Genomic DNA, 21,168 nt, shown 5'->3' with positions numbered 1-21,168 from the left:
GGGGATGCTGCGCCGTGTCCGTTTCTGCCGGGGGCTGAAGTTGAGATAAAGCTTACGCCGCCACTCCTGGCACAGGATTGCGAAGATTGTTGAAATAACCATTACTTGCGCAACCTAAAGCCATTAACCCATCATTCAGCGCAACAAAAACCCTCAAGAGCCTGAAGATGAGCAAACTCGACCGCTACGACCTGCGCATACTCGCCGAATTGCAGCACGATGCCCGCATCTCCAACCAGGAACTGGCCGAACGTATCGGCCTGTCGCCCTCGCCCTGTTCCCGCCGGGTCAAACAATTGGAAGACGATGGTTACATTGCCCGTCAGGTCGCCCTGCTCGACCGCAAGAAGCTCGGCCTGACCCTGACCGCGTACGTCCTGATCGGCATGGACCGGCACACGCCGGAGCGCTTCGAGCACTTCGAAAGCGTGATCGGCAAATGCCCGGAGGTGCTCGAATGCAGCCTGGTCACCGGCATGGATGCCGACTATCAGCTGAAGGTCGTGGTGCCCGACATGGAGCACTACCAGCAGTTTCTGCTCGGCACCCTGACGCGCATCGAAGGCGTCTCCAGCGTGCGTTCCAGCTTCGTGTTGCGCCAGGTGGCGTCGAGCACCGAGCTGCCGCTGGAGCATTTGCGCAGCTGAGACTTCGTTCACAGCTTGCACCCGCACATTTCGCAGGGTTACTGCCTATAATCCGCCCCCTTCTGCACCGCCTCGCATACGGATGATCCCGGCCGGGGCGGACCGCCCATCGCCTGCTCACCGGCGGGCCTCGCTGCAAAATGCCCTCGTGCAAGGGAATGCCCATGAAAGACACCAATCGCGTCATGCAGAGTTACGGCCGCTGCTGCGCCAGCCCCGACTTCTTCGATGATTTCTATACCGCCTTCCTCGCCAGCTCGCCGGCGGTGCGCGAGAAATTCGTGCGCACCGACATGACCGCGCAGAAACAGCTGCTGCGCGCCGGCATCCTCAACCTGGTGCTGTTTGCTCGCGGCATGCCGGATACCAAGCTCCGCGCGCTGGGCAAGAGTCATTCACGCGAGCAGCTGAATATCCACCCGGAACTCTATGACCTGTGGATCGCCGCGCTGCTGAAAACCATCGGCCAGCACGACGGGGATCTGGAACAACAAGACCTGCAGGCCTGGCGCACGGTGCTGAACAAGGGCATCGACGTGATCAAGGCCGGCTACTGAGCGCAGGCGAGACATTTCGCCGCACCTACGCCCGGCCTACTCGATTCGAACGCTTTCCGAGCACGACCGTCCAACCAGCGGTGGCACACGCGCCACTCGCTGGCGGCGTATACTGCGCCGCTTTCGCGCCCGGCCTGCCACGGGCGCATTCGTCGAAGTCAGTCAGGAGATCCCTGTGGAGCCCGAAGTTTTCGAAAAGTGGATGATGATCGTGCTCGTCGGTGGGCTGATGGCCTTCATGGCGTTCATCATCTGGGACCTGGCCAAGAAGTCGAAGGCCGGCCGCCTCGGCACCGCCATCCTGTTTCTCGGTTTAGGCCTGTGTCTGTTCGCCTTTCTCGCCAAGCCGGTCATCGGTTACGTCATCGAAGTCACTCAGGGCATCCCGCACTGAGTTGATGCACCGGCCGGCGCGCTACAGCTGCGCCGGCACCTCCCGCCACTCGCCCGGCTGCAGGCCGTCCAGCGCCCACGGCCCGATGCGCACGCGTACCAGGCGCAACGTCGGCAGCCCAACCGCGGCTGTCATACGCCTGACCTGGCGATTACGTCCTTCGCGGATCACCAATTCCAGCCAACTGGTCGGCACGCTCTTGCGAAAACGCACCGGCGGGTTGCGCGGCCATAGCTCAGGCTCTTCCAGCTGCCGCGCTTCGGCGGGCAGGGTCATGCCGTCATTGAGTTCGACGCCATCACGCAGGCGCTGCAGCTGCTCGGCGCTGACCTCGCCTTCCACCTGTACCCAGTAGGTCTTCGGCAACTTGTGCTTGGGGTCGGCGATGCGCGCCTGCAAACGGCCATCGTTGGTCAACAGCAACAGCCCCTCGCTGTCGCGATCCAGCCGGCCGGCCGGATAGACGCCCGGCACCTGCACGTAATCCTTCAGCGTCGCGCGGCCATCGGCGTCGTTGAATTGCGTCAGCACGTCGAACGGCTTGTTCAGCAACAACAGGCGTGGCTCGGCCGGCGGTGCCTTGGCCACGCGCCGCGGCGCGGATGGGCGCGCGGTTCGTGCAGGCGGACGCGAGGATGGAGGACGCGGTGGACGGGGCATGGCGACGGGTCTCGATACGGCCGGCCATGCTAGAAGTGACACCCGGCAGCTGCAAGTGGCGCAGCCACTCGGCGCGGCACTGAAATCGGGCAAAGCGGCCTCCCGCGGTGCACCACCGCCCTTCGCGTGCACCAGCATGGCTCACCGCGAAAGCAGCCCGATCAACCCCAGATCGACGCAAAGCTGCGTCGCAGAAGGCTTTGCGCCATTTGGCACGGATGCTGCCATTACTCCTGGCGTTCCGATGTTTTCAGCCCACAGTTGCGCACGGACAGCCAAGGAGCCCCACAATGAAACGCCGTCCTCTGATCAAGACCACCCTCGCCGCCAGCGCCCTGATGCTCAGCGGCCTGTTCCCGTTCACCCTGCAGGCCGCCGAGACCATCAAGGTCGGTATCCTGCATTCGCTGTCCGGCACCATGGCCATCTCCGAGACCTCGCTCAAGGACATGGCGCTGATGACCATCGATGAGATCAACGCCAAGGGCGGCGTGCTCGGCAAGCAGCTCGAGCCGGTGGTGGTCGACCCAGCCTCCAACTGGCCGCTGTTCGCCGAGAAAGGGCGCCAGCTGCTGACTCAGGACAAGGTGGCGGTGACCTTCGGTTGCTGGACCTCGGTGTCGCGCAAGTCGGTACTGCCAGTCTATGAAGAACTCGACGGCCTGCTGTTCTACCCGGTGCAGTACGAGGGCGAAGAGCTGTCGCCGAACGTCTTCTACACCGGCGCGGCGCCAAACCAGCAGGCCATCCCGGCGGTCGAGTACCTGATGAGCGAAGACGGCGGCGGCGCCGAGCGCTTCTTCCTGCTCGGCACCGACTACGTCTACCCGCGCACCACGAACAAGATCCTGCGCGCCTTCCTGATCAGCAAGGGCGTGCCGGAATCCAGCATCGAAGAGGTCTACACGCCGTTCGGCCACAGCGATTACCAGACCATCGTTGCCAACATCAAGAAGTTCTCCGCCGGCGGCAAGACCGCAGTGGTCTCGACCATCAACGGCGACTCCAACGTCCCCTTCTACAAGGAACTGGCGAACCAGGGCCTGGAAGCAACCGACGTTCCGGTCGTCGCCTTCTCTGTCGGTGAAGAAGAGCTGCGCGGCATCGATACCAAGCCACTGGTCGGTCACCTGGCCGCCTGGAACTACTTCCAGTCCGTGGAAAACCCGGTCAACGAAGCCTTCGTCAGCAAGTGGAAAGCCTATGCCAAGGCCAAGAACCTGCCGGGCGCCGACAAGGCGGTGACCAACGACCCGATGGAAGCCACCTACGTGGGCCTGCACATGTGGGCGCAGGCGGTCGAGAAAGCCGGCACCACCGACGTCGGCAAGGTTCGCGACGCGCTGGCCGGTCAGACCTTCAAGGCGCCGAGTGGCTACACCCTGACCATGGACGAAAAGAACCACCACCTGCACAAGCCAGTGATGATCGGCGAAGTCCAGGACGACGGACAGTTCTCGGTGGTCTGGGAAACCGAAAGCCCGGTCCGCGCGCAGCCATGGAGTCCCTACATCCCGGGTAACGACAAGAAGCCGGATCACGCGGTGAAGTCGAATTAAGGGTAGGTCCGCAGGGTGGGCCGGGCGGCATTCCGCTTCAGCCCACCAGCAGATATCACACAGCCCACCCTACGACAAGAAACCCACCGGACCGACACTACGAAACATCCGCCTAAACGCTCCACCAAGAGAGCGCCCGCTAGGGAAAACTCACATGAACACTGCCCTGTACCGCATTCTCCTGTTGCTCCTGCTGGCCCTGCCCTGCGCAGCCCACGCCGGAGACGCGGCCGACTACGCCAAGGCCAGCCCGGCCAAGCAAGCCAAGCTGCTGGAAAGCTGGGCAGCCGCGCCCGCACCTGAGCGGCTGCCGCTGATCGAGGCCCTACGCGCCAGCCGCGTGGCCATCGACCAGAACAAGACGCCCTTTATCGAGGAAAACGGTGTCTACCGTGCCCTGGAAGGTGACGCCGAGCCGGTCGGCACGCCGAAGAAGCTGCGCCTGAATAACCGCCTGCGTGGTCTGCTCAACACCGCCCTGGCGAGCCACCAGCTGTACGCCGAAGACCCGACGCAGCGCCTCGCTGCGGCCAAGCGCCTGCAGCGCAGCGGCAAGCCGGAACAGCTCGAGCTGCTCCAGCAGCGCCTGAACGTAGAGGAAGACGCTGCCGTCAGCGAGGCGCTGACCCTGGCGTTAGCCAACCTGCAGCTGACCGCGAGCGACCCGGCCGTGCGCCTCGCCGCCGTGCGTCTGCTTGGCGAAACCGGTGCTCCGCTGGCGCGGGTAAGGCTGGAAAACCTGCTCGCCGATGAAGCGGAAACCGACGCAGCCGTACGCAAAGCCGCAGAAACCAGCCTGGCCCAGGTCAAGCGCAAGCTGCTGATCGGGGAACTGCTCGGCCAGGCCTTCAGCGGCCTGTCACTCGGCTCGATCCTGCTGCTCGCCGCCCTCGGCCTGGCGATCACCTTCGGTCTGCTCGGGGTGATCAACATGGCCCACGGCGAGATGCTGATGCTCGGGGCCTACACCACCTACATGGTGCAGGTGCTGATGGCGCGGCTCGCCCCTGACGCCCTCCCCTTCTACCCGCTGGTGGCGCTGCCGGTGGCTTTCTTTGTCACCGCGGTGATCGGCATGGCACTGGAGCGCACGGTGATCCGCCACCTCTACGGTCGCCCGCTGGAAACACTGCTGGCGACCTGGGGCATCAGCCTGATCCTGATCCAGTTGGTGCGCGTGCTGTTCGGCGCGCAGAACGTGGAAGTCGCCAACCCCGGCTGGCTCTCCGGCGGGTTGCAGGTGCTGCCTAACCTCGTGCTGCCCTACAACCGCATGGTGATCATCGGCTTCGCGCTGTTCGTGGTGCTGCTGACCTGGCTCTTGCTGAACAAGACGCGCCTGGGCCTGAACGTGCGCGCAGTGACGCAGAACCGCAACATGGCCGCCTGCTGCGGGGTGCCCACCGGGCGCATCGACATGATGGCCTTCGGACTGGGTTCCGGCATCGCCGGACTCGGCGGCGTGGCCCTGAGCCAGATCGGTAACGTCGGCCCGGACCTCGGCCAGAGCTACATCATCGACTCCTTCCTGGTGGTGGTGCTCGGCGGCGTCGGCCAGTTGGCCGGCAGCATCTTCGCCGCCTTCGGCCTCGGCATCGCCAACAAGATCCTCGAACCGCAGATCGGCGCCGTGCTGGGCAAGATCCTCATCCTCGCGCTGATCATCCTCTTCATCCAGAAGCGTCCGCAGGGACTATTCGCTCTCAAGGGGAGGGTCATCGATTGAACCAGCCACTTACCCTCACCGCCGCACAGAAAGCCGGGCCGAAACTCACCGCCGTCGCCCTCGGCATCGTGCTCGTCATCCTGCTGGCCATGCCGCTGCTGCACCTGCTGCCGGCCGAGCATGCCCTGCACGTTTCGGCCTACACCCTGACGCTGGTGGGCAAGATCCTCTGCTACGCCATCGTCGCCCTGGCGCTGGATCTGGTCTGGGGTTACGCGGGGCTGCTGTCCCTCGGCCACGGCCTGTTCTTCGCCCTCGGCGGTTACGCCATGGGCATGTACCTGATGCGCCAGAGCGCCGGTGACGGCCTGCCAGCGTTCATGAGCTTTCTCGCCTGGAACGAGCTGCCCTGGTACTGGTACGGCACCTCGAGCTTTCTCTGGGCCATGTGCCTGGTGGTGCTGGTGCCCGGCGTGCTGGCCTTCGTCTTCGGCTTCTTCGCCTTCCGCTCGCGGATCAAGGGCGTGTACTTCTCGATCATGACCCAGGCGCTGACCTTCGCCGGCATGCTCCTGTTCTTCCGCAACGAGACCGGCTTCGGCGGCAACAACGGCTTCACCGATTTCAAGACCATTCTCGGCTTCTCGATCTCGGCCCCTGCCACCCGCGCCACGCTGTTCCTGGCCACCGTCGCCCTGCTGGTTGGCAGCCTGCTCCTTGGGTGGCGGCTGGCACGTAGCAAGTTCGGCCGGGTGCTCACAGCGCTGCGTGATGCCGAGAACCGGCTGATGTTTTGCGGCTACGATCCGCGCGGTTACAAGCTGTTCATCTGGACGCTGTCAGCCGTGCTCTGCGGTCTGGCCGGCGCGCTCTATGTGCCGCAAGTCGGCATCATCAACCCCAGCGAGATGGCGCCAACGCAATCCATCGAAGCCGCCGTCTGGGTCACCCTCGGCGGACGCGGCACGCTCATCGGCCCGTTGCTTGGCGCCGGTATCGTCAATGGTATGAAGAGCTGGTTCACCGTGGCCTTTCCCGAGTATTGGCTGTTCGCCCTCGGCGCGCTGTTCATCGTCGTCACCCTGTACCTGCCCAAGGGCGTCATCGGCCTTATCAAGCGGAGGGGCGAAGAATGAAAACCGTACCCTGCAGCGCCGTCATCGACGGTTTCGACCCCACCGGCGGCGGCCTGACCCGCGATGCCATCGGCCTCGGCCGGGTAGCCGAGAAGGGTCTGGATGTACGCCATGGCACCATCCTCAGCCTGGAAGACATCAACGTCAGCTTCGATGGCTTCAAGGCGCTGACAGACCTCAGCCTGTACATCGGCGTCGGCGAACTGCGCTGCATCATCGGCCCCAACGGCGCCGGCAAGACCACCATGATGGATGTCATCACCGGCAAGACGCGCCCCACCAGCGGCAGCGCGTATTTCGGCGAAACCCTGGACCTGACCCGCATGAGCGAGGTGGACATCGCCCAGGCCGGCATCGGCCGCAAGTTCCAGAAGCCCACTGTGTTCGAGGCGCTCTCGGTGTTCGAGAACCTGGAGCTGGCGCAGAAGACCGACAAGTCGGTGTGGGCCAGCCTCAGGGCCAGGCTTTCCGGCGAGCAGAAGGACCGAATCGACGAAGTGCTCGAAACCATCCGCCTCGGCCCGTCACGCCATCGCCCAGCCGGGCTGCTGTCCCACGGGCAGAAGCAGTTCCTCGAGATCGGCATGCTCTTGATGCAATCGCCGCAACTCTTGCTGCTCGACGAGCCGGTGGCCGGCATGACCGACGCCGAAACGGAATTCACTGCCGAGCTGTTCAAGTCCCTGGCGCGCAAGCATTCGCTGATGGTGGTCGAGCACGACATGGGCTTCGTCGAGACCATCGCCGACCACGTCACCGTGCTGCACCAGGGCCAGGTACTGGCTGAGGGTTCGCTGCAACAGGTGCAGGCGGATGAACGGGTGATCGAGGTGTATCTGGGGCGGTAAGCCGCTCACAGGGAGATGACTGGCGCCATTCACCGAAGACCTGCACGGTGGATGGGTAAAGCGTCATCCACCCTACGCACGCCGAACGCCCATGCCCGCATCAACGCAAAACCTAATCGTAGGGTGGATAACGCCAGAGGCTTATCCACCAAGTGAAGGAGTCGCACATGCTGCAAGTCCAGCAACTACACCAGTACTACGGCGGCAGCCATATCCTGCGCGGCCTCTCGTTCGAGGCGAAGGTCGGCGAAGTCACCTGCCTGCTCGGACGCAACGGCGTCGGCAAAACCACCCTGCTCAAGTGCCTGATGGGCCTGATCCCGGCCAAGGAAGGCGCGGTGAGCTGGGAGGGCAAGCCGATCACCGGCTTCAAGCCGCACCAGCGCGTGCACGCCGGCATCGCCTACGTGCCGCAGGGGCGCGAGATCTTCGGTCGGCTGACGGTCGAGGAAAACCTGCTGATGGGCCTGTCCCGCTTCAGCGCCAGGGAAGCCAAGGAAGTACCCGAGTTCATCTACGAGCTGTTCCCGGTTTTGAAGGAAATGAAGCACCGCCGCGGCGGCGACCTCTCCGGCGGTCAGCAACAGCAGCTAGCCATCGGCCGCGCGCTGGCGAGCAAGCCGCGCCTGTTGATCCTCGACGAACCCACCGAAGGCATCCAGCCCTCGGTGATCAAGGAAATCGGCGTCGTGATCAAGAAGCTCGCCGCCCGCGGCGACATGGCGATCCTCCTAGTAGAACAATTCTATGACTTCGCCGCCGAGCTGGCCGATCAGTACCTGGTCATGAGCCGCGGCGATATCATCCAGCAGGGGCGCGGCGAAACGATGGAAGCCGAAGGCGTACGCGGGCTGGTCGCGATCTGATCGAACAACGCACCAAAACGGCGCATCAAAAGCTCAACGCACCAGCCCGAAGCACAGGAGCATCAGCAGAGACGCCTGATCAGGACGCCAACTCGCGGCGGAAAGCGCTGCAGCGCCGTGCTATCAGGCCGCGTCACAGGACGACGCACCAGGGCAGCGCACAACAGGCATGGCGATTGCTCTGCTTTCCTGACCGACAGATCGAAAAGCCTGCGCCCATGAACGCCCCTGCACCGCTGTTCACCCCCCACTGGCATGCCGAGCTCGAGCTCGGTTATGCGCTGTGCGCCGGCGCCACGCGGCCGGTGCTGCGCCGCCACAGTGGGCCGCTGCGAGTGCAGAAGCATCTCTACCCAGAGGGACCTGAGGTCTGTCAGCACATCATCGTGCACCCGCCGGGTGGCATTGCCGGTGGGGATCGGCTGGATATCAGCGCCTCGGTTGCCGCCGGTGCCTGGGCGCAGCTGACCAGCCCCGGTGCGGCCAAGTGGTATCGCGCAGTCGGCCCGGCGTTCCAGGACTTGCGCCTGCGCGTCGAAGCCGGCGCCACGCTGGAATGGCTACCGCAGGAGACCATCGTCTACTCCGCGGCGCAGGCCGAGCTGAGCACGGCCATCGAGCTGGAAGGCGACGCGCGGCTGTTCTACTGGGACATGGTGGCGCTCGGCCGGCCGGCCGCAGGCGAGCGCTTCGACGCCGGGCATTTCCAGGCGCGCCTGGATATCCGCCGTGATGGCCAGCTCATCTGGCACGAACGCCAGCGCATCGCCGGCGGCGACGGCCTGCTGGATTCACTGATCGGCCTGGACGGGCACTCGGTGTTTGCGACCCTGATCGTCAGCGGCGAAATCGATGCCGAGCTGATGGAGCGCTGCCGTGAATTGCCCAGCCGCGTGCGTGGCGACCTGACCCAGCTGCCCGGCCTGGTGGTCGCGCGCTGCCTCGCCGACGAAGCGCTGCATGCGCGCGCCTGGCTGATCGACCTATGGCGGCTGTTGCGCCCTGAACTGCTGGGCCGCGAGGCAGTGCTACCGAGGATATGGAGTACATGAACAACGGTGGGTAAGGCTGCGCCGTTACCCACCCTACCCAGCGCGCCTGTGTGCACGCTGCCTGAATGACGCTGCGTGGTCTCGACCACGAGCCGGTGGATGCGAAAAGCGACGTCCACCCTACGACTGGAGCTGTTATGGATCTGTCACCAAGAGAGAAGGACAAGCTGCTGATCTTTACCGCCGGCCTGGTGGCCGAACGCCGTCTGGCGCGCGGGTTGCAGCTCAACTACCCGGAAGCCATGGCCTACATTTCCGCGGCACTGCTCGAAGGTGCGCGCGACGGCCGAACGGTCGCCGAGTTGATGCACTTCGGCACCACCCTGCTCAGCCGCGAGCAGGTGATGGAGGGCGTGCCGGAGATGATCCCGGAGATCCAGGTCGAGGCCACCTTCCCGGATGGCACCAAGCTGGTCACCGTGCATCAACCTATTCCCTGAAACGCGGGTCAATGTCTACTGCGAACGACCTTGAACCGCTTTTGAAGGAACTCAACGTGCAGATACGCGACGCCCTGGACACCGACCTCGCAGGCATCCTGCGGATCTACAACGACGCGGTAGAGAACAGCACGGCAATCTGGAACGACCGGATCGTCGACCTCGACAACCGCCGCGCCTGGCTGGCCGAGCGCCACGATCAGGGTTACCCGGTGCTGGTGGCCATCGACGAGGGGGGCCAGGTGGCCGGCTATGCCTCGTTCGGCCCCTGGCGCCCGCATGACGGCTTTCGCCACACCGTGGAGAACTCGGTGTACGTGAGCCCCGACCACCGCGGCAGCGGCATCGGCCGCAGCCTGATGAAGGCGCTGATCGAGCGCGCCCGGATGCTCGAGAAGCACGTGATGGTCGCCTTCATCGAAAGCGAGAACCGCGCCTCGGTGCATATGCACCAGCAGCTCGGCTTCATCCACGTCGGCCAGATGCGCCAGGTCGGCTGCAAGTTCGGCCGCTGGCTGGACCTGACCATGATGCAACTGACCCTGAACAGGACGTCCCAACCATGATTCCCGGCGAATACCAGATCCAGGACGGCGACATCGAGCTCAACGCCGGCCGCCGCACCCTGACCCTCTCTGTGGCCAATAGCGGTGACCGGCCGATCCAGGTCGGCTCGCACTACCACTTCTTCGAAACCAACGATGCGCTGACCTTCAACCGCGCCGCCGCCCGCGGCATGCGCCTGAATATCCCGGCCGGCACCGCCGTGCGCTTCGAACCGGGGCAGAGCCGCGAGGTGGAACTGGTCGAGCTGGCCGGCGATCGCCGGGTGTTCGGTTTCGCCGGGCGAGTGATGGGCGCGCTTTAAAAGCCCCTCCACCCCAGCCCTCTCCCAAGGAGAGAGGGAGAAAAGCAGCCACCGCGACGGAATGGACCAACGCCGATCAGCCCCCTCTCCCTCCGGGAGAGGGTTGGGGTGAGGGCAGAGCCAATACAGGGACCGACCAAGGAGCCCCGATGAAGATCAGCAGACAAGCCTACGCCGATATGTTCGGCCCCACCGTTGGCGACAAGGTGCGCCTGGCCGATACCGAGCTGTGGATCGAGGTCGAAAAGGACTTCACCACTTATGGCGAGGAAGTGAAGTTCGGCGGCGGCAAGGTGATCCGTGACGGCATGGGCCAGGGCCAGCTGTGTGCCGCGGATGTGGTCGACACCCTGATCACCAACGCGCTGATCCTCGACCACTGGGGCATCGTCAAGGCCGACGTGGGCCTCAAGGATGGCCGCATCGCCGCCATCGGCAAGGCCGGCAATCCGGACATCCAGCCGGACGTGACCATCGCCATCGGCGCCGCGACGGAAGTGATTGCCGGCGAGGGGATGATCCTCACCGCCGGCGGCATCGACTCGCACATCCACTTCATCTGCCCGCAGCAGATCGAAGAGGCCTTGATGAGCGGCGTCACCACCATGATTGGCGGCGGCACCGGGCCGGCCACCGGCACCAACGCCACCACGGTCACGCCCGGCCCCTGGCACATGGCGATGATGCTCAAGGCCGCCGACGCCTTCCCGATGAACATCGGATTCACCGGCAAGGGCAACGCCTCGCTGCCCGAGCCGCTGATTGAGCAAGTCAAGGCCGGCGCCATCGGCCTCAAGCTGCACGAAGACTGGGGCACCACGCCCGCCGCCATCGACAACTGCCTTAACGTGGCGGATCAGTACGACGTGCAGGTGGCGATCCATACCGACACGCTCAACGAATCCGGCTTCGTCGAGACGACCCTCGGCGCATTCAAGGGCCGCACCATCCACACCTACCACACCGAGGGCGCCGGTGGCGGCCACGCGCCGGACATCATCAAGGCCTGCGGCTTCCCCAACGTGCTCCCCAGCTCGACCAACCCGACGCGGCCGTTCACCCGCAACACCATCGACGAGCACCTGGACATGCTCATGGTCTGCCACCACCTCGATCCGAGCATCGCCGAGGACGTGGCCTTCGCCGAGAGTCGGATTCGCCGCGAGACGATTGCGGCCGAAGACATCCTGCATGACCTCGGTGCCTTCTCGATGATCAGCTCCGACAGTCAGGCCATGGGCCGCGTCGGCGAGGTGATCACCCGCACCTGGCAGACTGCCGACAAGATGAAGAAGCAGCGCGGCGCCCTGCCCGGTGATGGCGCCGGCAACGACAACTTCCGCGCCAAGCGCTACATCGCCAAGTACACCATCAACCCGGCGATCACCCACGGCGTCAGCCATGAGGTGGGCTCGGTCGAAGTGGGCAAGTGGGCCGACCTGGTGCTCTGGCGCCCGGCCTTCTTCGGCGTGAAGCCGACGCTGATCCTCAAGGGAGGCGCCATTGCCGCCAGCCTGATGGGCGACGCCAACGCCTCGATCCCGACACCGCAACCGGTGCACTACCGGCCGATGTTCGCCAGTTACGGCGGCTCGCTGCATGCATCGAGCTTCACCTTCATCAGCCAGGCCGCGTTCGACGCTGGCGTACCCGAAAAGCTGGAACTGAAGAAGAAGATCGGCGTGGTGAAGGGCTGCCGCCAGGTGCAGAAGAAGGACTTGATCCACAACGACTACACGCCGGACATCCAGGTCGACCCGCAGAACTATCAGGTGCGTGCCGACGGCCAGCTGCTCTGGTGCGAACCGGCCGAGGTGCTGCCGATGGCGCAGCGCTACTTTTTGTTCTGATCGACCGGTTCTGATCGACCTGTTCTGATCGGCAGCGCGCCGGGACGGAGGGCCAATTGCCTTCCACCCAGCGCGCGTTTTGACCATCGCCACAAGGTCGATGCTCGCGCTGCACTTCGTCGGTTCGCGAGTGAATCAACCGTTCGATGGATTGGGAAAGTCTGGCATGGAATTACCGTCTGACAACCCAAGCGCAACGCTCTACCCAGGGATGCATGGATGCGCAGCGACCACCGGCTACCGTGGCTGGCGGGAGGCATTGCCGGTGTCGCGTTCGAGGGGAAAGCGGGCGATTTCGGGTAACCGCGTCAGCTGAAAAACCAGCGGCGCGATTGACTGAATCCTACGGAGAAACAATCGATGTTCAAAACCAACGCGCTTTTCGCTGCTGTACTCGCCGTCTCTGCCACCCAGGCTATTGCGGCCAGCAGTGAAGCGGTTATCGAACAAAACGGTGTTGACCAGATCGCCGATGTCTACCAGGAAGGCGTCGGCCAGGCTTCGTACATTTATCAGACCGGCGCTTCGCAGCAGAACAGCGCCACGACCACCCAGCTCGGCCAGGACAACTTTTCCGAGGTGACTCAGCAGGGTGCCTTGCACCAGGCCGATGTCATTCAAACCGGCGTCGAGGGCGAGGTGTTCATCAGTCAGTACGACCGGGACAACAGCACGATCGTCGAGCAGGCCGGCTTTGCCAACAGCGCCGACGTGACCCAGGACGGCGTGAGCAACGATGTGGTGCTGATCCAGGACGGCGCGTACAACAGCACCATTGCCGATCAGTTCGGGGAGGGCAATGAAGCGCTGATCTCCCAGAGCGGCCAGGAAGGCATCGTCGATCTCATCCAGACCGGCAACATGAACGTGGCCGATATCGATCAGGCCGGAATCGGCAACTCCGTCGACCTGGAGCAGCAGGGCGACGGCAACCTCGCGCTGGTCGATCAGTTCGGCGATTCCAGCCAGGCCGTGCTGCTGCAGACCGGCGCCGACAACTTCGCGACAGTGACCCAGGCAGGCTTCGCCGACTACGCCAGCGTCAGCCAGACCGGCAGCAACAACACCGCGATCGTTACCCAGCAGTAATCGCGTCCATCGGCCGGTTCGGTCGGAAAGCCAGGCCCCACGCAGGCCTGGCTTTTTTATGTGCCATCGGAAAGCACCCTGCTGGTGCACTGCACGCACCTCAGGCTCTCGAGCGGCGCATCCGCAGACAGGGCTTTGCACTCGACCCGCCTAAAATCGCCACCCTTTCTGTATACAAAAATCCCAGGTTAACTGTCTGAGAGCGCCTAGAATCCAGGGATTGGTGACACAGCGCGCTGCGCCACAGCTGATCAATTCGCGAGCTCTGCCTTACGCGGAACAAGAACTGCATACAAAAAATCCACAGTCTTGCTCAGAGCGCCCTCCCATGAACCATGACGATTTCCAGATCAAGCAGATCGATCCCAGCCTGTACAACGCCGATCTCGCGCCACTTGCCCCGGCTGAGCGCAAATGGGGCTGGTTCGAGATCTTCAATGTGTGGTCCAACGACATCCAGAGCCTGTTCGGCTACACTCTCGCAGCCACGCTGTTCATCAGTTACGGCCTCAATGGCTGGGCGGTCCTGGCGGGCATCGTGCTGGCCGGTTTCATCGTCATGGGCCTGGTGCAGCTCACCGGCAAGCCCAGCGTGAAGTACGGTATTCCGTTCCCGGTGATGGCGCGGGCGAGCATGGGGGTACGCGGCGCGAATTTCCCGGCGATGGTACGCGGCATCGTCGCGATCTTCTGGTACGGCGTGCAGACCTATTTCGCCTCGACCGCGGTGGCCCTGCTGCTGCGGACACTGCTCGGCAGCGAGCCACAGGCCGCCACGCTGCTCGGCCTGACGGCCATCGACTGGGCCGCCTACGTGATCGTCTGCGTGTTCCAGGTGGCGCTGTTCGTCCGTGGCGTCGACTGGGTAACGCGCTTTCTCAACTGGGCCGGCCCGCTGGTCTACCTGGTGATGATCGTACTGATGATCGCCATCTGGTATCAGGCCGGCCCGAGCCTGCTCGGCGCCCTCGGCGACATCTTCAGCGGCAGCGGAGAGCACGCCGGCGGACCGATCGCCGCGTTCGCCGCGGTGGTCGGCACCATGGTCGCCTACTTCGCCGCCGTGGTGATCAACTACGGTGACTTCGCCCGTTTCGTGAAGAGCGAACGGCAGATGCGCATCGGCAACTTCCTCGGTCTGCCGGTGAGCCTGGCGATCTTCTCGCTGATCGCGCTGGTGATCACCGCCGGGACCGTGGTGGTGTTCGGCGAAACGCTGACCAACCCGACCGACATCGTCGCGCGCATCGACAACGTGACCCTGACAGTGGTGGCCGCCATCACCTTCTTTGCCGCCACGGTCGGCATCAACCTGGTCGCCAACTTCATCCCGCCGGCCTACGACATCGCCAACCTGGCGCCAGCCAAAATCAGCGCGCGTACCGGCGGTTTCATTACCGCGGCCATCGCCTTCTTCATCGGCGCGCTGTGGGTGGCCTTCATCAGCGAGGTGGGTATCGCCGCCTTCGTCGACACGCTGGGCGCGGTGCTGGCGCCGCTGTACGGCATCATCGTCGCCGACTATTACCTGGTTCGCCGCCAGCACCTGGACCTGCAGCAGCTGTTCTCCACCGAGCGCAGCGGGATCTACCACTTCAATGCCGGCTGGAACCGCAAGGCGATGATCGCCTTCGGCGTCAGCGCTGTGTTCTCCGTGGCCTCGGTGTGGGTGCCGGGCCTGGAGAGCCTGTCCGGCTTCGCGTGGCTGCTCGGCGCGCTGTTCGGCGGCGTGCTGCACTTCGGACTGATGCGTAACCAGTCGTTGCTCGCTCGGGCGGTGCAACCCGCTCCGCTCGGCTGACCGGCGCCTGCTGCAGAGGTCGGCCATGTTAAAGTGGCCGGCCTTTTTACGTCGCTCAGGGCCTGCAGATGGTGCGATCCATCCTCGACGACCTGCTCACCGTCCAACGCATCAGCGCCGTCCCGGCCATTCTGCAAGTCGTCAGCGAAACAACCGGATTGCGCTTCGCTGCGGTCGCTCGGGTTACCGAAAATTCCTGGACGGCCTGCGCCGTGCTCGACCGCATCGAGTTCGGTCTGAAGGTTGGCGGTGAACTCGACGTGACCACCACGCTGTGCAGCGAAATCCACGCTTCGCAGCAGCCGATCATCATCAGCCAGGTGAGCGCGGACCCCGACTACTGCAAGCATCACACACCGCAGATGTACGGCTTCGAAAGCTATATCTCGGTGCCGGTGCTGCGCGCCGACGGCAGTTTCTTCGGCACGCTCTGTGCGCTCGACCCGCTACCGCGCGACCTGTCCAGCCCGGCGACGCGGGCGATGTTCGAGTCATTTGCGCGGCTGCTGACGCTGCAGATCGAAGCCGAGGAGCAACAGCAGGCCACGCGTGCGGCGCTGGCCGATGAGCGCATCACCGGCCACCAGCGCGAACAGTTCATCGCCCTGCTCGGCCATGATCTGCGCACCCCACTGGCCTCGATCCAGGCGGCCAGCGATCTGTTAGTCCGGCGCTCTACGGAACCCGATACGCAACGACTCGCCGAGCATGTGCGCACCTCCAGTCAACGCGCCTCAAGAATGGTCGATGATCTGCTGGATTTCGCCCGCGGCCAGCTGGGCAATGGCATACCGCTGAACTGGACGGCCTCGGCCAACTTGCATCTTGTTCTATCGCAGGTGGTCAACGAGCTGCGTACCGCCTATCCACGCCGGGTGTTGCTTGACCAACTGCCGGAGCTGCCGGTGTTCGAGTGCGACCCGGACCGGATCGCCCAACTGCTGGCCAACCTGATCACCAACGCGCTGCACCATGGCGCCAGTACCGGCCCGGTGATCGTGAAAGCCGAAATAGTCGACGGGCATTTCCAGCTATTGGTACACAACCGCGGCACGCCGATCCCAGCTGAACGGCTAGAACAACTGTTCCATGCCTATTCCCAAGAAGACGACACCTCGCGCAACGGGCTTGGGCTCGGGCTGTTCATCGTCGATCAGGTGGCCAAAGCCCATGGCGGCGGCATGCGGGTAACCTCCAGCGCCGAAGCCGGTACCACCTTTACCTTCCGCATGCCGCTGCGGCGCGCCTGATCAACGCAGCTGGCTGTCCTTGCTGCCACGGCGGTTGTAGCCGCTGAACCTGGCGTCTTCCTTGTCCTGCTCGGCCTGGCACTTGATGCACAGCCTGACGCCGGGCACTGCCTTGCGCCGCGCTTCGGGAATGGCCGCGCCGCACTCCTCGCAATGCTTGAGGCTCTCGCCGCGGGCGAGCTTGCTGCGGACGCGCTGCACTGCGTCTTCGACGGTACTGTCGATCTGCTCCTGGACGGCACCGTCACCTGCCCAACCTGTAGCCATGCTCACCTCCCGCATCGGCTCGATGCTGTTCTGCTTTGGAGTCATTGCGCGGGCGGATGCTCACCCCAGGCGATACCGCCCATCGAATGACGCCGGGCAATCGACGGATGGCGCTGCCCGAGCGGCACAGTCGCCTATCCTGCCCCGGTTCACGCCGACGGCTCAGCGCCTCGGGCATTTGCGAACCGGCAGGGCAGCCAGCATGAAGCGCATCTTACCGATCATAACCAGCCTGCTCCTGGCAGCGGGCTGCGCCAGCGAACCACAGGTGCTTGAGCGCGAACTGGGCACCTTCGACCTCAAGCTGAGCACCGAGCCCGCCCGCAGCATGGCTCAGGGGCTGGTGCAACCGAGCACCGGCAATGCATTCCATGGCGGACTCGATCTCACCCATGCCAGCGGGCTGTATGTCGGGCAGTGGTCCCCCAGCGTCGGATTGGTCGACGGAAGGCAACTCGAGGTGAATTCCTATCTCGGCTATGCGCAGCAGAACGATCATGACCAACTCGGCTACGAGATCGGCCTGATGCGCTACAGCTTTCCGGAACTGCCCGAATGGGATCGTCACGAATACTACGGTGGCCTGACGCTGGGCGACCGGCGCCTCGGCGCGGCGCTGAACAGCGCCGCCGGGCGTACCGACAGCACGCTTTATCTGGACCTGGGCACGGTGACGCCTTTCGCCGTCGGCGTCCGCGTGAAGTACTCAAGCCACGCGCTGGCCGCACCGCATTATCTCGGCGGTGGCGACAGCGTGGACCTGTTCAGCGACTGGTCGCTGGACCTCTCGCGGCCCTGGCTGGGCCTGCAGCTGAACCTGTCCTACAGCGACTCCAGCCTGAGCGGCCAGGCGTGCAGCGCCTACTCGGGACAGAACCCGCGCTGCGACGGCCTGCTGACCTTCCGCGCCGAGCGGCAGCTGTTCTGAGCGCGGCTATTCCTTGACCTGCATGTATTCCTCGGCCCAGACGACGTATTCATCGGCCGTGGAGTATTTTACCGACAGCTGCGAAGCGTTCAGGTCCAGCGCATCGACCTGGCGTTGCTCGCGCAGGCAGTCGTAGGTGGCCTTGATCGCCGCGAAGTAGGCCGCGTGGCCGTTGACCACGATGCGCACGCCGAGCGCCGCCAGCCGAGCGTTGTCGCGCAGGTTGGGGTTGCCGTAGGTGACCAGCATCAGCGGCTTGCTGAGCTGGCTGGCGATGCTTTCCAGATGGTCGAAGTCCTCGATGCCGACCAGACAGATGGCATCGGCGCCGGCCTTCTCGTAGGCCTGGGCGCGGGCGATGACTTCCTCGAAGCCGATCACCCCGGCATTCGTCCGGCCGATGATGGCCATTTCCGGGTCGACTCGCGCCTCCAGCGCCGCACGGATCTTGCCAACCGCCTCGAACATGCCGATGAGGTCGGTGGAGCGGCGACCGAATTTGGGCGGCAGCAGGGTGTCCTCGATGGTCAGCGCGGAAATCCCGGCGCGCTCCAGTTCGGAGACGGTGCGCATCACGTTCAGCGCATTGCCGTAGCCATGATCGGCGTCGGCCAGCACCGGCAACTGGGCGACACGGCAGATACGCGTGGCCTGCTCGACGAACTCGCTCAAAGTGATGAGGTTGAAGTCCGGCGCGGCGAGGACCTGCAGCGAGGCCACCGAGCCGCCGAGGATGCCCACTTCGAAACCGAGGTCGGCGGCGATGCGCGCGGACATCGGGTCGAACACCGAGGCGGTGTGGAAGCAGCGGTCGGCGTTCAGCAGCTCGCGAAAGTTGCGGCGCAGGTCGTGATGAGAGAGTCGCGGCATATAGGCTCCATGGGTGCACGCAAGGGTCGATTCGCCCTGTCTTTTCATTTCAGTGTTGTTGAGAAGCTGCCTGGTCGGCCGAATGGCACATTTTCGCTGTTTATCCCTCGGCCGGCCCCTGGCGGCGCTGCACATAGGCCATGCACAGGCCGCTGGCGATGATCACCGCCATGCCGATCAGCGCCCCGGCATCCGGCGCGTGATCGAAGGCGACATAGCCGACCGCCCCGGCAAACACGATCTGCCCGTAGGTGAACGGCGCCAGCGTCGCCGCGCTGGCGAAGCGGAAGGCATTGGTCAGCAGCAGGTGCCCGAGCATCGCCATGCCACCGAGCGCGCCCATCAGCAGCGCGTCGTGCAGCGTTGGCGTGCGCCAGTTGAAGACCACCAGCACGCTCAGGGTCACGCAACCGACCAGGCTGGTCAGGTAGTTGCTGGTCACCGGGTGATCGGTGCCGGCCAGGCGCCGGGTCACCAGCTGATACACGGTGAACGACAACGCCGCGCCGAAGGGCAACAGCACCGCCGGGGTGAACAGCGCCGAACCGGGGCGCACGATGATCACCACCCCGAGCAGACCAAAGGCCACGGCCAGCCACTGGCTGCGACTGACCCGCTCGCCCAACAGCGCCGAGGCAATGGTTACCAGCACCGGGGTCAGAAAGATCACCGCGGTGGCTTCGGCCAGCGGGATGAAATGCAGGCCGTTGATGAACAGCAGGCTGACGCTGACCAGGCTTAGCCCACGCAGCAATTGTGGCCACGGCCGCAGAGTGCGAAACACACGCTGGCCCATGCGCGGCACGAACAGCGCGGTCATCAGCACCGTCTGCGCGACATAACGAGCCCAAATGACCAGAAACACCGGGTAGATTTCCGAGAGGTGTTTGGCCAGCCCGTCATGGCTGGCCAGCAACAGCCCCGACAGCAATATCAGCAGAACGCCGTAGAGCGGGTGGTGGTGATCGTTCAACGCAGGCCTCAAGCCACTTGTTAGCAGGCTAACCATTATGCCTGTCATCTTGTCGCACCGCTGCACCAATCAGCTGAAACCTTTCACCTGAGCCTGGACACGGCCGCGGCTGTCCGGCTGTCCGGCTGTCCGGCTGTGCTGGCAGCGGAGCTGCGGATGCGCCGCCCGGCGGCAAGCGGAGCGCCGGCATTTCGCGTATGATCGCCGGCTTTTTGCCGAGCCGCGCGGCGTTTCGCGGCGTTCGAGTGTAGTCGTGATGTACCAGTTGAGAGCGATGCAGGAGCGCGATATCCCTGCCGTCCTGGCGATCCAGGAAGAGTCCTATGCCGCCGAGGTTCTGGAAGACGAGGCGGTGATCCGCTCACGTCTGGCGACATTTCCGCAGTTGGCGTGGGTGGCCGAGGATGACGAGGGTGTGTGCGCCTATCTGTTCGCCTACCACTCGCGGCTGGGTAAAGTGACGCCGCTGGACGGGGAGTTCTGCACCGACGGCGAAGCCGATTGCCTTTACCTGCATGACCTGGCCGTGGCCGGACGGGCCGCCGGCCGCGGCATCGGCCCGGCACTGGTGCGGCATAACCTGCAACAGGCCGGCGCCGCACAGCTGCGTTATTCGGCGCTGGTGTCGGTACAGGATTCCACGGGATTCTGGTCGCGTCTGGGCTACGAAGCCCACGACGAACTCGACCCGCCGCAGGCCGGCAACCTGGCCAGCTATCAGATCCCTGCCGTGTACATGGTGCGCGACCTGCACCAATAAGGCGCACGCACCTGACCCGACCCCGACAGGCGCACCATGACGGTGCTCTCAAAGCCCCATTATCAGGCACTCTGGTCCGGCAGCCTCCGGGATCGCGATACATGGGCTCGGTTGGCAAGCCACTTGCTCTTGTTCCGGAAACGATCCGACCGGAACTCTGCACATGCTGGTGATTCGCCAACGCATCGACGCCCGCCCCGAGTGGCAGGCCGAACTTGAACTGACCTACGACGCGCGCAGCAAGAGTCGCCTGCGCTGCTTCAGTACCAGCGGCGAAGACGTCGGCCTGTTTCTCGAACGCGGCCAGCCGCCGCTGCACGATGGCGAATGCCTGCTCGCCGGTGATGGCCGTGTCGTGCGCGTGCGTGCTCGGCCCGAGCAACTGCTGCACGTCACCTGCGCCAGCGCTTTCGAACTGACCCGCGCGGCGTATCACCTGGGCAACCGCCATGTCGCCCTGCAGGTCGGCGATGGCTGGCTGCGGCTGCTCGACGACTACGTGCTCAAGGACATGCTGTTGCAGCTGGGCGCCGGCGTCGAACACATCGAAGCCCCCTTCCAGCCGGAGCATGGCGCCTACGGCGGAGGTCATCACCATTCCCACGCGGGTGAGGCAGAGTTCAGCTACGCGCCGCGCCTGCACCAGTTCGGCGTACGGACGTGAACGCGACGGCCGCTCCCGGCTCG

At 64.5% G+C, this 21,168-nt stretch carries 23 protein-coding genes; 19 read left to right on the top strand and 4 right to left on the bottom strand.

What is annotated here, in order from left to right; all coding sequences use genetic code 11:
- The first annotated feature begins 167 nt into the window (after positions 1–167).
- The 3 genes from LO50_RS05635 to LO50_RS05625 all read left to right on the top strand — a co-directional run bounded on the left by LO50_RS05635 (position 168) and on the right by LO50_RS05625 (position 1,598).
- Positions 168–647: an Lrp/AsnC family transcriptional regulator gene (locus LO50_RS05635; protein ID WP_038656589.1), complete on the top strand. Its 480-nt coding sequence runs from the start codon at positions 168–170 to the stop codon at positions 645–647.
- Between the two features lie 164 nt (positions 648–811).
- Positions 812–1,204: a globin gene (locus LO50_RS05630; RefSeq protein ID WP_038656587.1), complete on the top strand. Its 393-nt coding sequence runs from the start codon at positions 812–814 to the stop codon at positions 1,202–1,204.
- 175 nt (positions 1,205–1,379) lie between these two features.
- Entirely contained in the window at positions 1,380–1,598 is a 219-nt protein-coding gene (locus tag LO50_RS05625) for a DUF2788 domain-containing protein (protein WP_003298283.1), read from the top strand.
- Positions 1,599–1,619: 21 nt separating this feature from the next.
- Here the strand turns inward: LO50_RS05625 and LO50_RS05620 are convergent, their stop codons facing one another.
- Positions 1,620–2,258, bottom strand: coding sequence for a pseudouridine synthase (locus LO50_RS05620; RefSeq protein WP_044314377.1), 639 nt, complete (start codon positions 2,256–2,258; stop codon positions 1,620–1,622).
- A gap of 290 nt (positions 2,259–2,548) precedes the next feature.
- Between LO50_RS05620 and urtA the strand changes: the two genes are divergently transcribed.
- The 13 genes from urtA to LO50_RS05555 all read left to right on the top strand — a co-directional run bounded on the left by urtA (position 2,549) and on the right by LO50_RS05555 (position 16,683).
- Positions 2,549–3,817 (top strand): urea ABC transporter substrate-binding protein, encoded by a 1,269-nt coding sequence (urtA, locus tag LO50_RS05615; RefSeq protein WP_044314376.1) that lies wholly within the window; start codon positions 2,549–2,551, stop codon positions 3,815–3,817.
- Between the two features lie 154 nt (positions 3,818–3,971).
- Complete coding sequence (gene urtB / locus LO50_RS05610) at positions 3,972–5,543, top strand: urea ABC transporter permease subunit UrtB (RefSeq protein WP_044314375.1); 1,572 nt, start codon at positions 3,972–3,974, stop codon at positions 5,541–5,543.
- Entirely contained in the window at positions 5,540–6,619 is a 1,080-nt protein-coding gene (urtC, locus tag LO50_RS05605) for an urea ABC transporter permease subunit UrtC (RefSeq protein ID WP_044314374.1), read from the top strand. Before urtB ends, urtC begins: the two co-directional genes overlap by 4 nt.
- The gene (urtD, locus tag LO50_RS05600; protein ID WP_044314373.1) at positions 6,616–7,467 is read left to right on the top strand and encodes an urea ABC transporter ATP-binding protein UrtD; all 852 of its coding nucleotides are present in this window, start codon (positions 6,616–6,618) and stop codon (positions 7,465–7,467) included. Before urtC ends, urtD begins: the two co-directional genes overlap by 4 nt.
- 167 nt (positions 7,468–7,634) lie before the next feature.
- Positions 7,635–8,333, top strand: a complete 699-nt coding sequence (urtE, locus tag LO50_RS05595) for an urea ABC transporter ATP-binding subunit UrtE (RefSeq protein ID WP_044314372.1) — start codon at positions 7,635–7,637, stop codon at positions 8,331–8,333.
- Positions 8,334–8,551: 218 nt separating this feature from the next.
- Positions 8,552–9,385: an urease accessory protein UreD gene (locus LO50_RS05590; RefSeq protein ID WP_044314371.1), complete on the top strand. Its 834-nt coding sequence runs from the start codon at positions 8,552–8,554 to the stop codon at positions 9,383–9,385.
- Positions 9,386–9,522: 137 nt separating this feature from the next.
- The gene (gene ureA, locus LO50_RS05585; protein ID WP_014818998.1) at positions 9,523–9,825 is read left to right on the top strand and encodes an urease subunit gamma; all 303 of its coding nucleotides are present in this window, start codon (positions 9,523–9,525) and stop codon (positions 9,823–9,825) included.
- An 11-nt stretch (positions 9,826–9,836) separates the two neighbouring features.
- A complete protein-coding gene (locus LO50_RS05580; protein ID WP_014818997.1) occupies positions 9,837–10,391 on the top strand; it encodes a GNAT family N-acetyltransferase in 555 nt (184 codons plus the stop codon).
- The gene (locus tag LO50_RS05575; protein ID WP_044314370.1) at positions 10,388–10,693 is read left to right on the top strand and encodes an urease subunit beta; all 306 of its coding nucleotides are present in this window, start codon (positions 10,388–10,390) and stop codon (positions 10,691–10,693) included. The genes LO50_RS05580 and LO50_RS05575 overlap by 4 nt, the downstream gene beginning before the upstream one ends.
- Before the next feature lie 149 nt (positions 10,694–10,842).
- Positions 10,843–12,543: an urease subunit alpha gene (gene ureC, locus LO50_RS05570; RefSeq protein ID WP_044314369.1), complete on the top strand. Its 1,701-nt coding sequence runs from the start codon at positions 10,843–10,845 to the stop codon at positions 12,541–12,543.
- Positions 12,544–12,903: 360 nt separating this feature from the next.
- Complete coding sequence (locus LO50_RS05565) at positions 12,904–13,632, top strand: PPE repeat-containing protein (RefSeq protein WP_041015922.1); 729 nt, start codon at positions 12,904–12,906, stop codon at positions 13,630–13,632.
- Positions 13,633–13,960: 328 nt separating this feature from the next.
- Positions 13,961–15,433: an NCS1 family nucleobase:cation symporter-1 gene (locus LO50_RS05560; RefSeq protein WP_044314368.1), complete on the top strand. Its 1,473-nt coding sequence runs from the start codon at positions 13,961–13,963 to the stop codon at positions 15,431–15,433.
- Between the two features lie 68 nt (positions 15,434–15,501).
- A complete protein-coding gene (locus tag LO50_RS05555; protein WP_044314367.1) occupies positions 15,502–16,683 on the top strand; it encodes a GAF domain-containing sensor histidine kinase in 1,182 nt (393 codons plus the stop codon).
- On the opposite strand, the gene LO50_RS05550 is transcribed toward LO50_RS05555, so the two are convergent.
- Positions 16,684–16,950 carry a DksA/TraR family C4-type zinc finger protein gene (locus LO50_RS05550; protein ID WP_044314378.1) on the bottom strand — a complete coding sequence of 89 codons (267 nt, stop codon included), beginning with the start codon at positions 16,948–16,950 and terminating at the stop codon, positions 16,684–16,686.
- 202 nt (positions 16,951–17,152) lie between these two features.
- Here LO50_RS05550 and LO50_RS05545 point away from each other — a divergent pair, with 202 nt between their 5' ends.
- Entirely contained in the window at positions 17,153–17,878 is a 726-nt protein-coding gene (locus LO50_RS05545) for a TorF family putative porin (RefSeq protein ID WP_044314366.1), read from the top strand.
- A 6-nt stretch (positions 17,879–17,884) separates the two neighbouring features.
- Here LO50_RS05545 and LO50_RS05540 read toward each other — a convergent pair whose 3' ends face one another.
- Both LO50_RS05540 and LO50_RS05535 read right to left on the bottom strand, forming a co-directional pair.
- Positions 17,885–18,748, bottom strand: coding sequence for an isocitrate lyase/PEP mutase family protein (locus LO50_RS05540; protein ID WP_003301755.1), 864 nt, complete (start codon positions 18,746–18,748; stop codon positions 17,885–17,887).
- Between the two features lie 100 nt (positions 18,749–18,848).
- Complete coding sequence (locus LO50_RS05535; RefSeq protein ID WP_044314365.1) at positions 18,849–19,721, bottom strand: DMT family transporter; 873 nt, start codon at positions 19,719–19,721, stop codon at positions 18,849–18,851.
- 274 nt (positions 19,722–19,995) lie between these two features.
- On the opposite strand from LO50_RS05535, the gene LO50_RS05530 reads away from it, so the two are divergent.
- Positions 19,996–20,481 (top strand): GNAT family N-acetyltransferase, encoded by a 486-nt coding sequence (locus tag LO50_RS05530; protein ID WP_041015919.1) that lies wholly within the window; start codon positions 19,996–19,998, stop codon positions 20,479–20,481.
- A 163-nt stretch (positions 20,482–20,644) separates the two neighbouring features.
- Positions 20,645–21,145, top strand: coding sequence for an urease accessory protein UreE (ureE, locus tag LO50_RS05525; RefSeq protein WP_038656553.1), 501 nt, complete (start codon positions 20,645–20,647; stop codon positions 21,143–21,145).
- The last annotated feature ends 23 nt before the right edge of the window (positions 21,146–21,168 follow it).

It is taken from the genome of Stutzerimonas stutzeri (assembly GCF_000935215.1).
In the GTDB taxonomy this organism is placed as follows: domain Bacteria; phylum Pseudomonadota; class Gammaproteobacteria; order Pseudomonadales; family Pseudomonadaceae; genus Stutzerimonas.
The sequence above is the reverse complement of the archived record's forward strand: the minus strand, read 5'-3'. Positions and strand labels throughout refer to the sequence as shown.

Coding starts and splice junctions, on each gene's coding strand:
- urtD (WP_044314373.1), top strand. CDS start 6,616: ATGAAAACCGTACCCTGCAGCGCCGTCATCGACGGTTTCGACCCCACC.
- LO50_RS05620 (WP_044314377.1), bottom strand. CDS start 2,258: ATGCCCCGTCCACCGCGTCCTCCATCCTCGCGTCCGCCTGCACGAACC.
- ureA (WP_014818998.1), top strand. CDS start 9,523: ATGGATCTGTCACCAAGAGAGAAGGACAAGCTGCTGATCTTTACCGCC.
- urtA (WP_044314376.1), top strand. CDS start 2,549: ATGAAACGCCGTCCTCTGATCAAGACCACCCTCGCCGCCAGCGCCCTG.
- LO50_RS05545 (WP_044314366.1), top strand. CDS start 17,153: ATGAAGCGCATCTTACCGATCATAACCAGCCTGCTCCTGGCAGCGGGC.
- LO50_RS05575 (WP_044314370.1), top strand. CDS start 10,388: ATGATTCCCGGCGAATACCAGATCCAGGACGGCGACATCGAGCTCAAC.
- LO50_RS05530 (WP_041015919.1), top strand. CDS start 19,996: ATGCAGGAGCGCGATATCCCTGCCGTCCTGGCGATCCAGGAAGAGTCC.
- LO50_RS05590 (WP_044314371.1), top strand. CDS start 8,552: ATGAACGCCCCTGCACCGCTGTTCACCCCCCACTGGCATGCCGAGCTC.
- LO50_RS05540 (WP_003301755.1), bottom strand. CDS start 18,748: ATGCCGCGACTCTCTCATCACGACCTGCGCCGCAACTTTCGCGAGCTG.
- urtB (WP_044314375.1), top strand. CDS start 3,972: ATGAACACTGCCCTGTACCGCATTCTCCTGTTGCTCCTGCTGGCCCTG.
- urtE (WP_044314372.1), top strand. CDS start 7,635: ATGCTGCAAGTCCAGCAACTACACCAGTACTACGGCGGCAGCCATATC.
- LO50_RS05560 (WP_044314368.1), top strand. CDS start 13,961: ATGAACCATGACGATTTCCAGATCAAGCAGATCGATCCCAGCCTGTAC.
- LO50_RS05580 (WP_014818997.1), top strand. CDS start 9,837: ATGTCTACTGCGAACGACCTTGAACCGCTTTTGAAGGAACTCAACGTG.
- ureC (WP_044314369.1), top strand. CDS start 10,843: ATGAAGATCAGCAGACAAGCCTACGCCGATATGTTCGGCCCCACCGTT.
- LO50_RS05555 (WP_044314367.1), top strand. CDS start 15,502: ATGGTGCGATCCATCCTCGACGACCTGCTCACCGTCCAACGCATCAGC.
- ureE (WP_038656553.1), top strand. CDS start 20,645: ATGCTGGTGATTCGCCAACGCATCGACGCCCGCCCCGAGTGGCAGGCC.
- LO50_RS05550 (WP_044314378.1), bottom strand. CDS start 16,950: ATGGCTACAGGTTGGGCAGGTGACGGTGCCGTCCAGGAGCAGATCGAC.
- LO50_RS05635 (WP_038656589.1), top strand. CDS start 168: ATGAGCAAACTCGACCGCTACGACCTGCGCATACTCGCCGAATTGCAG.
- LO50_RS05565 (WP_041015922.1), top strand. CDS start 12,904: ATGTTCAAAACCAACGCGCTTTTCGCTGCTGTACTCGCCGTCTCTGCC.
- LO50_RS05630 (WP_038656587.1), top strand. CDS start 812: ATGAAAGACACCAATCGCGTCATGCAGAGTTACGGCCGCTGCTGCGCC.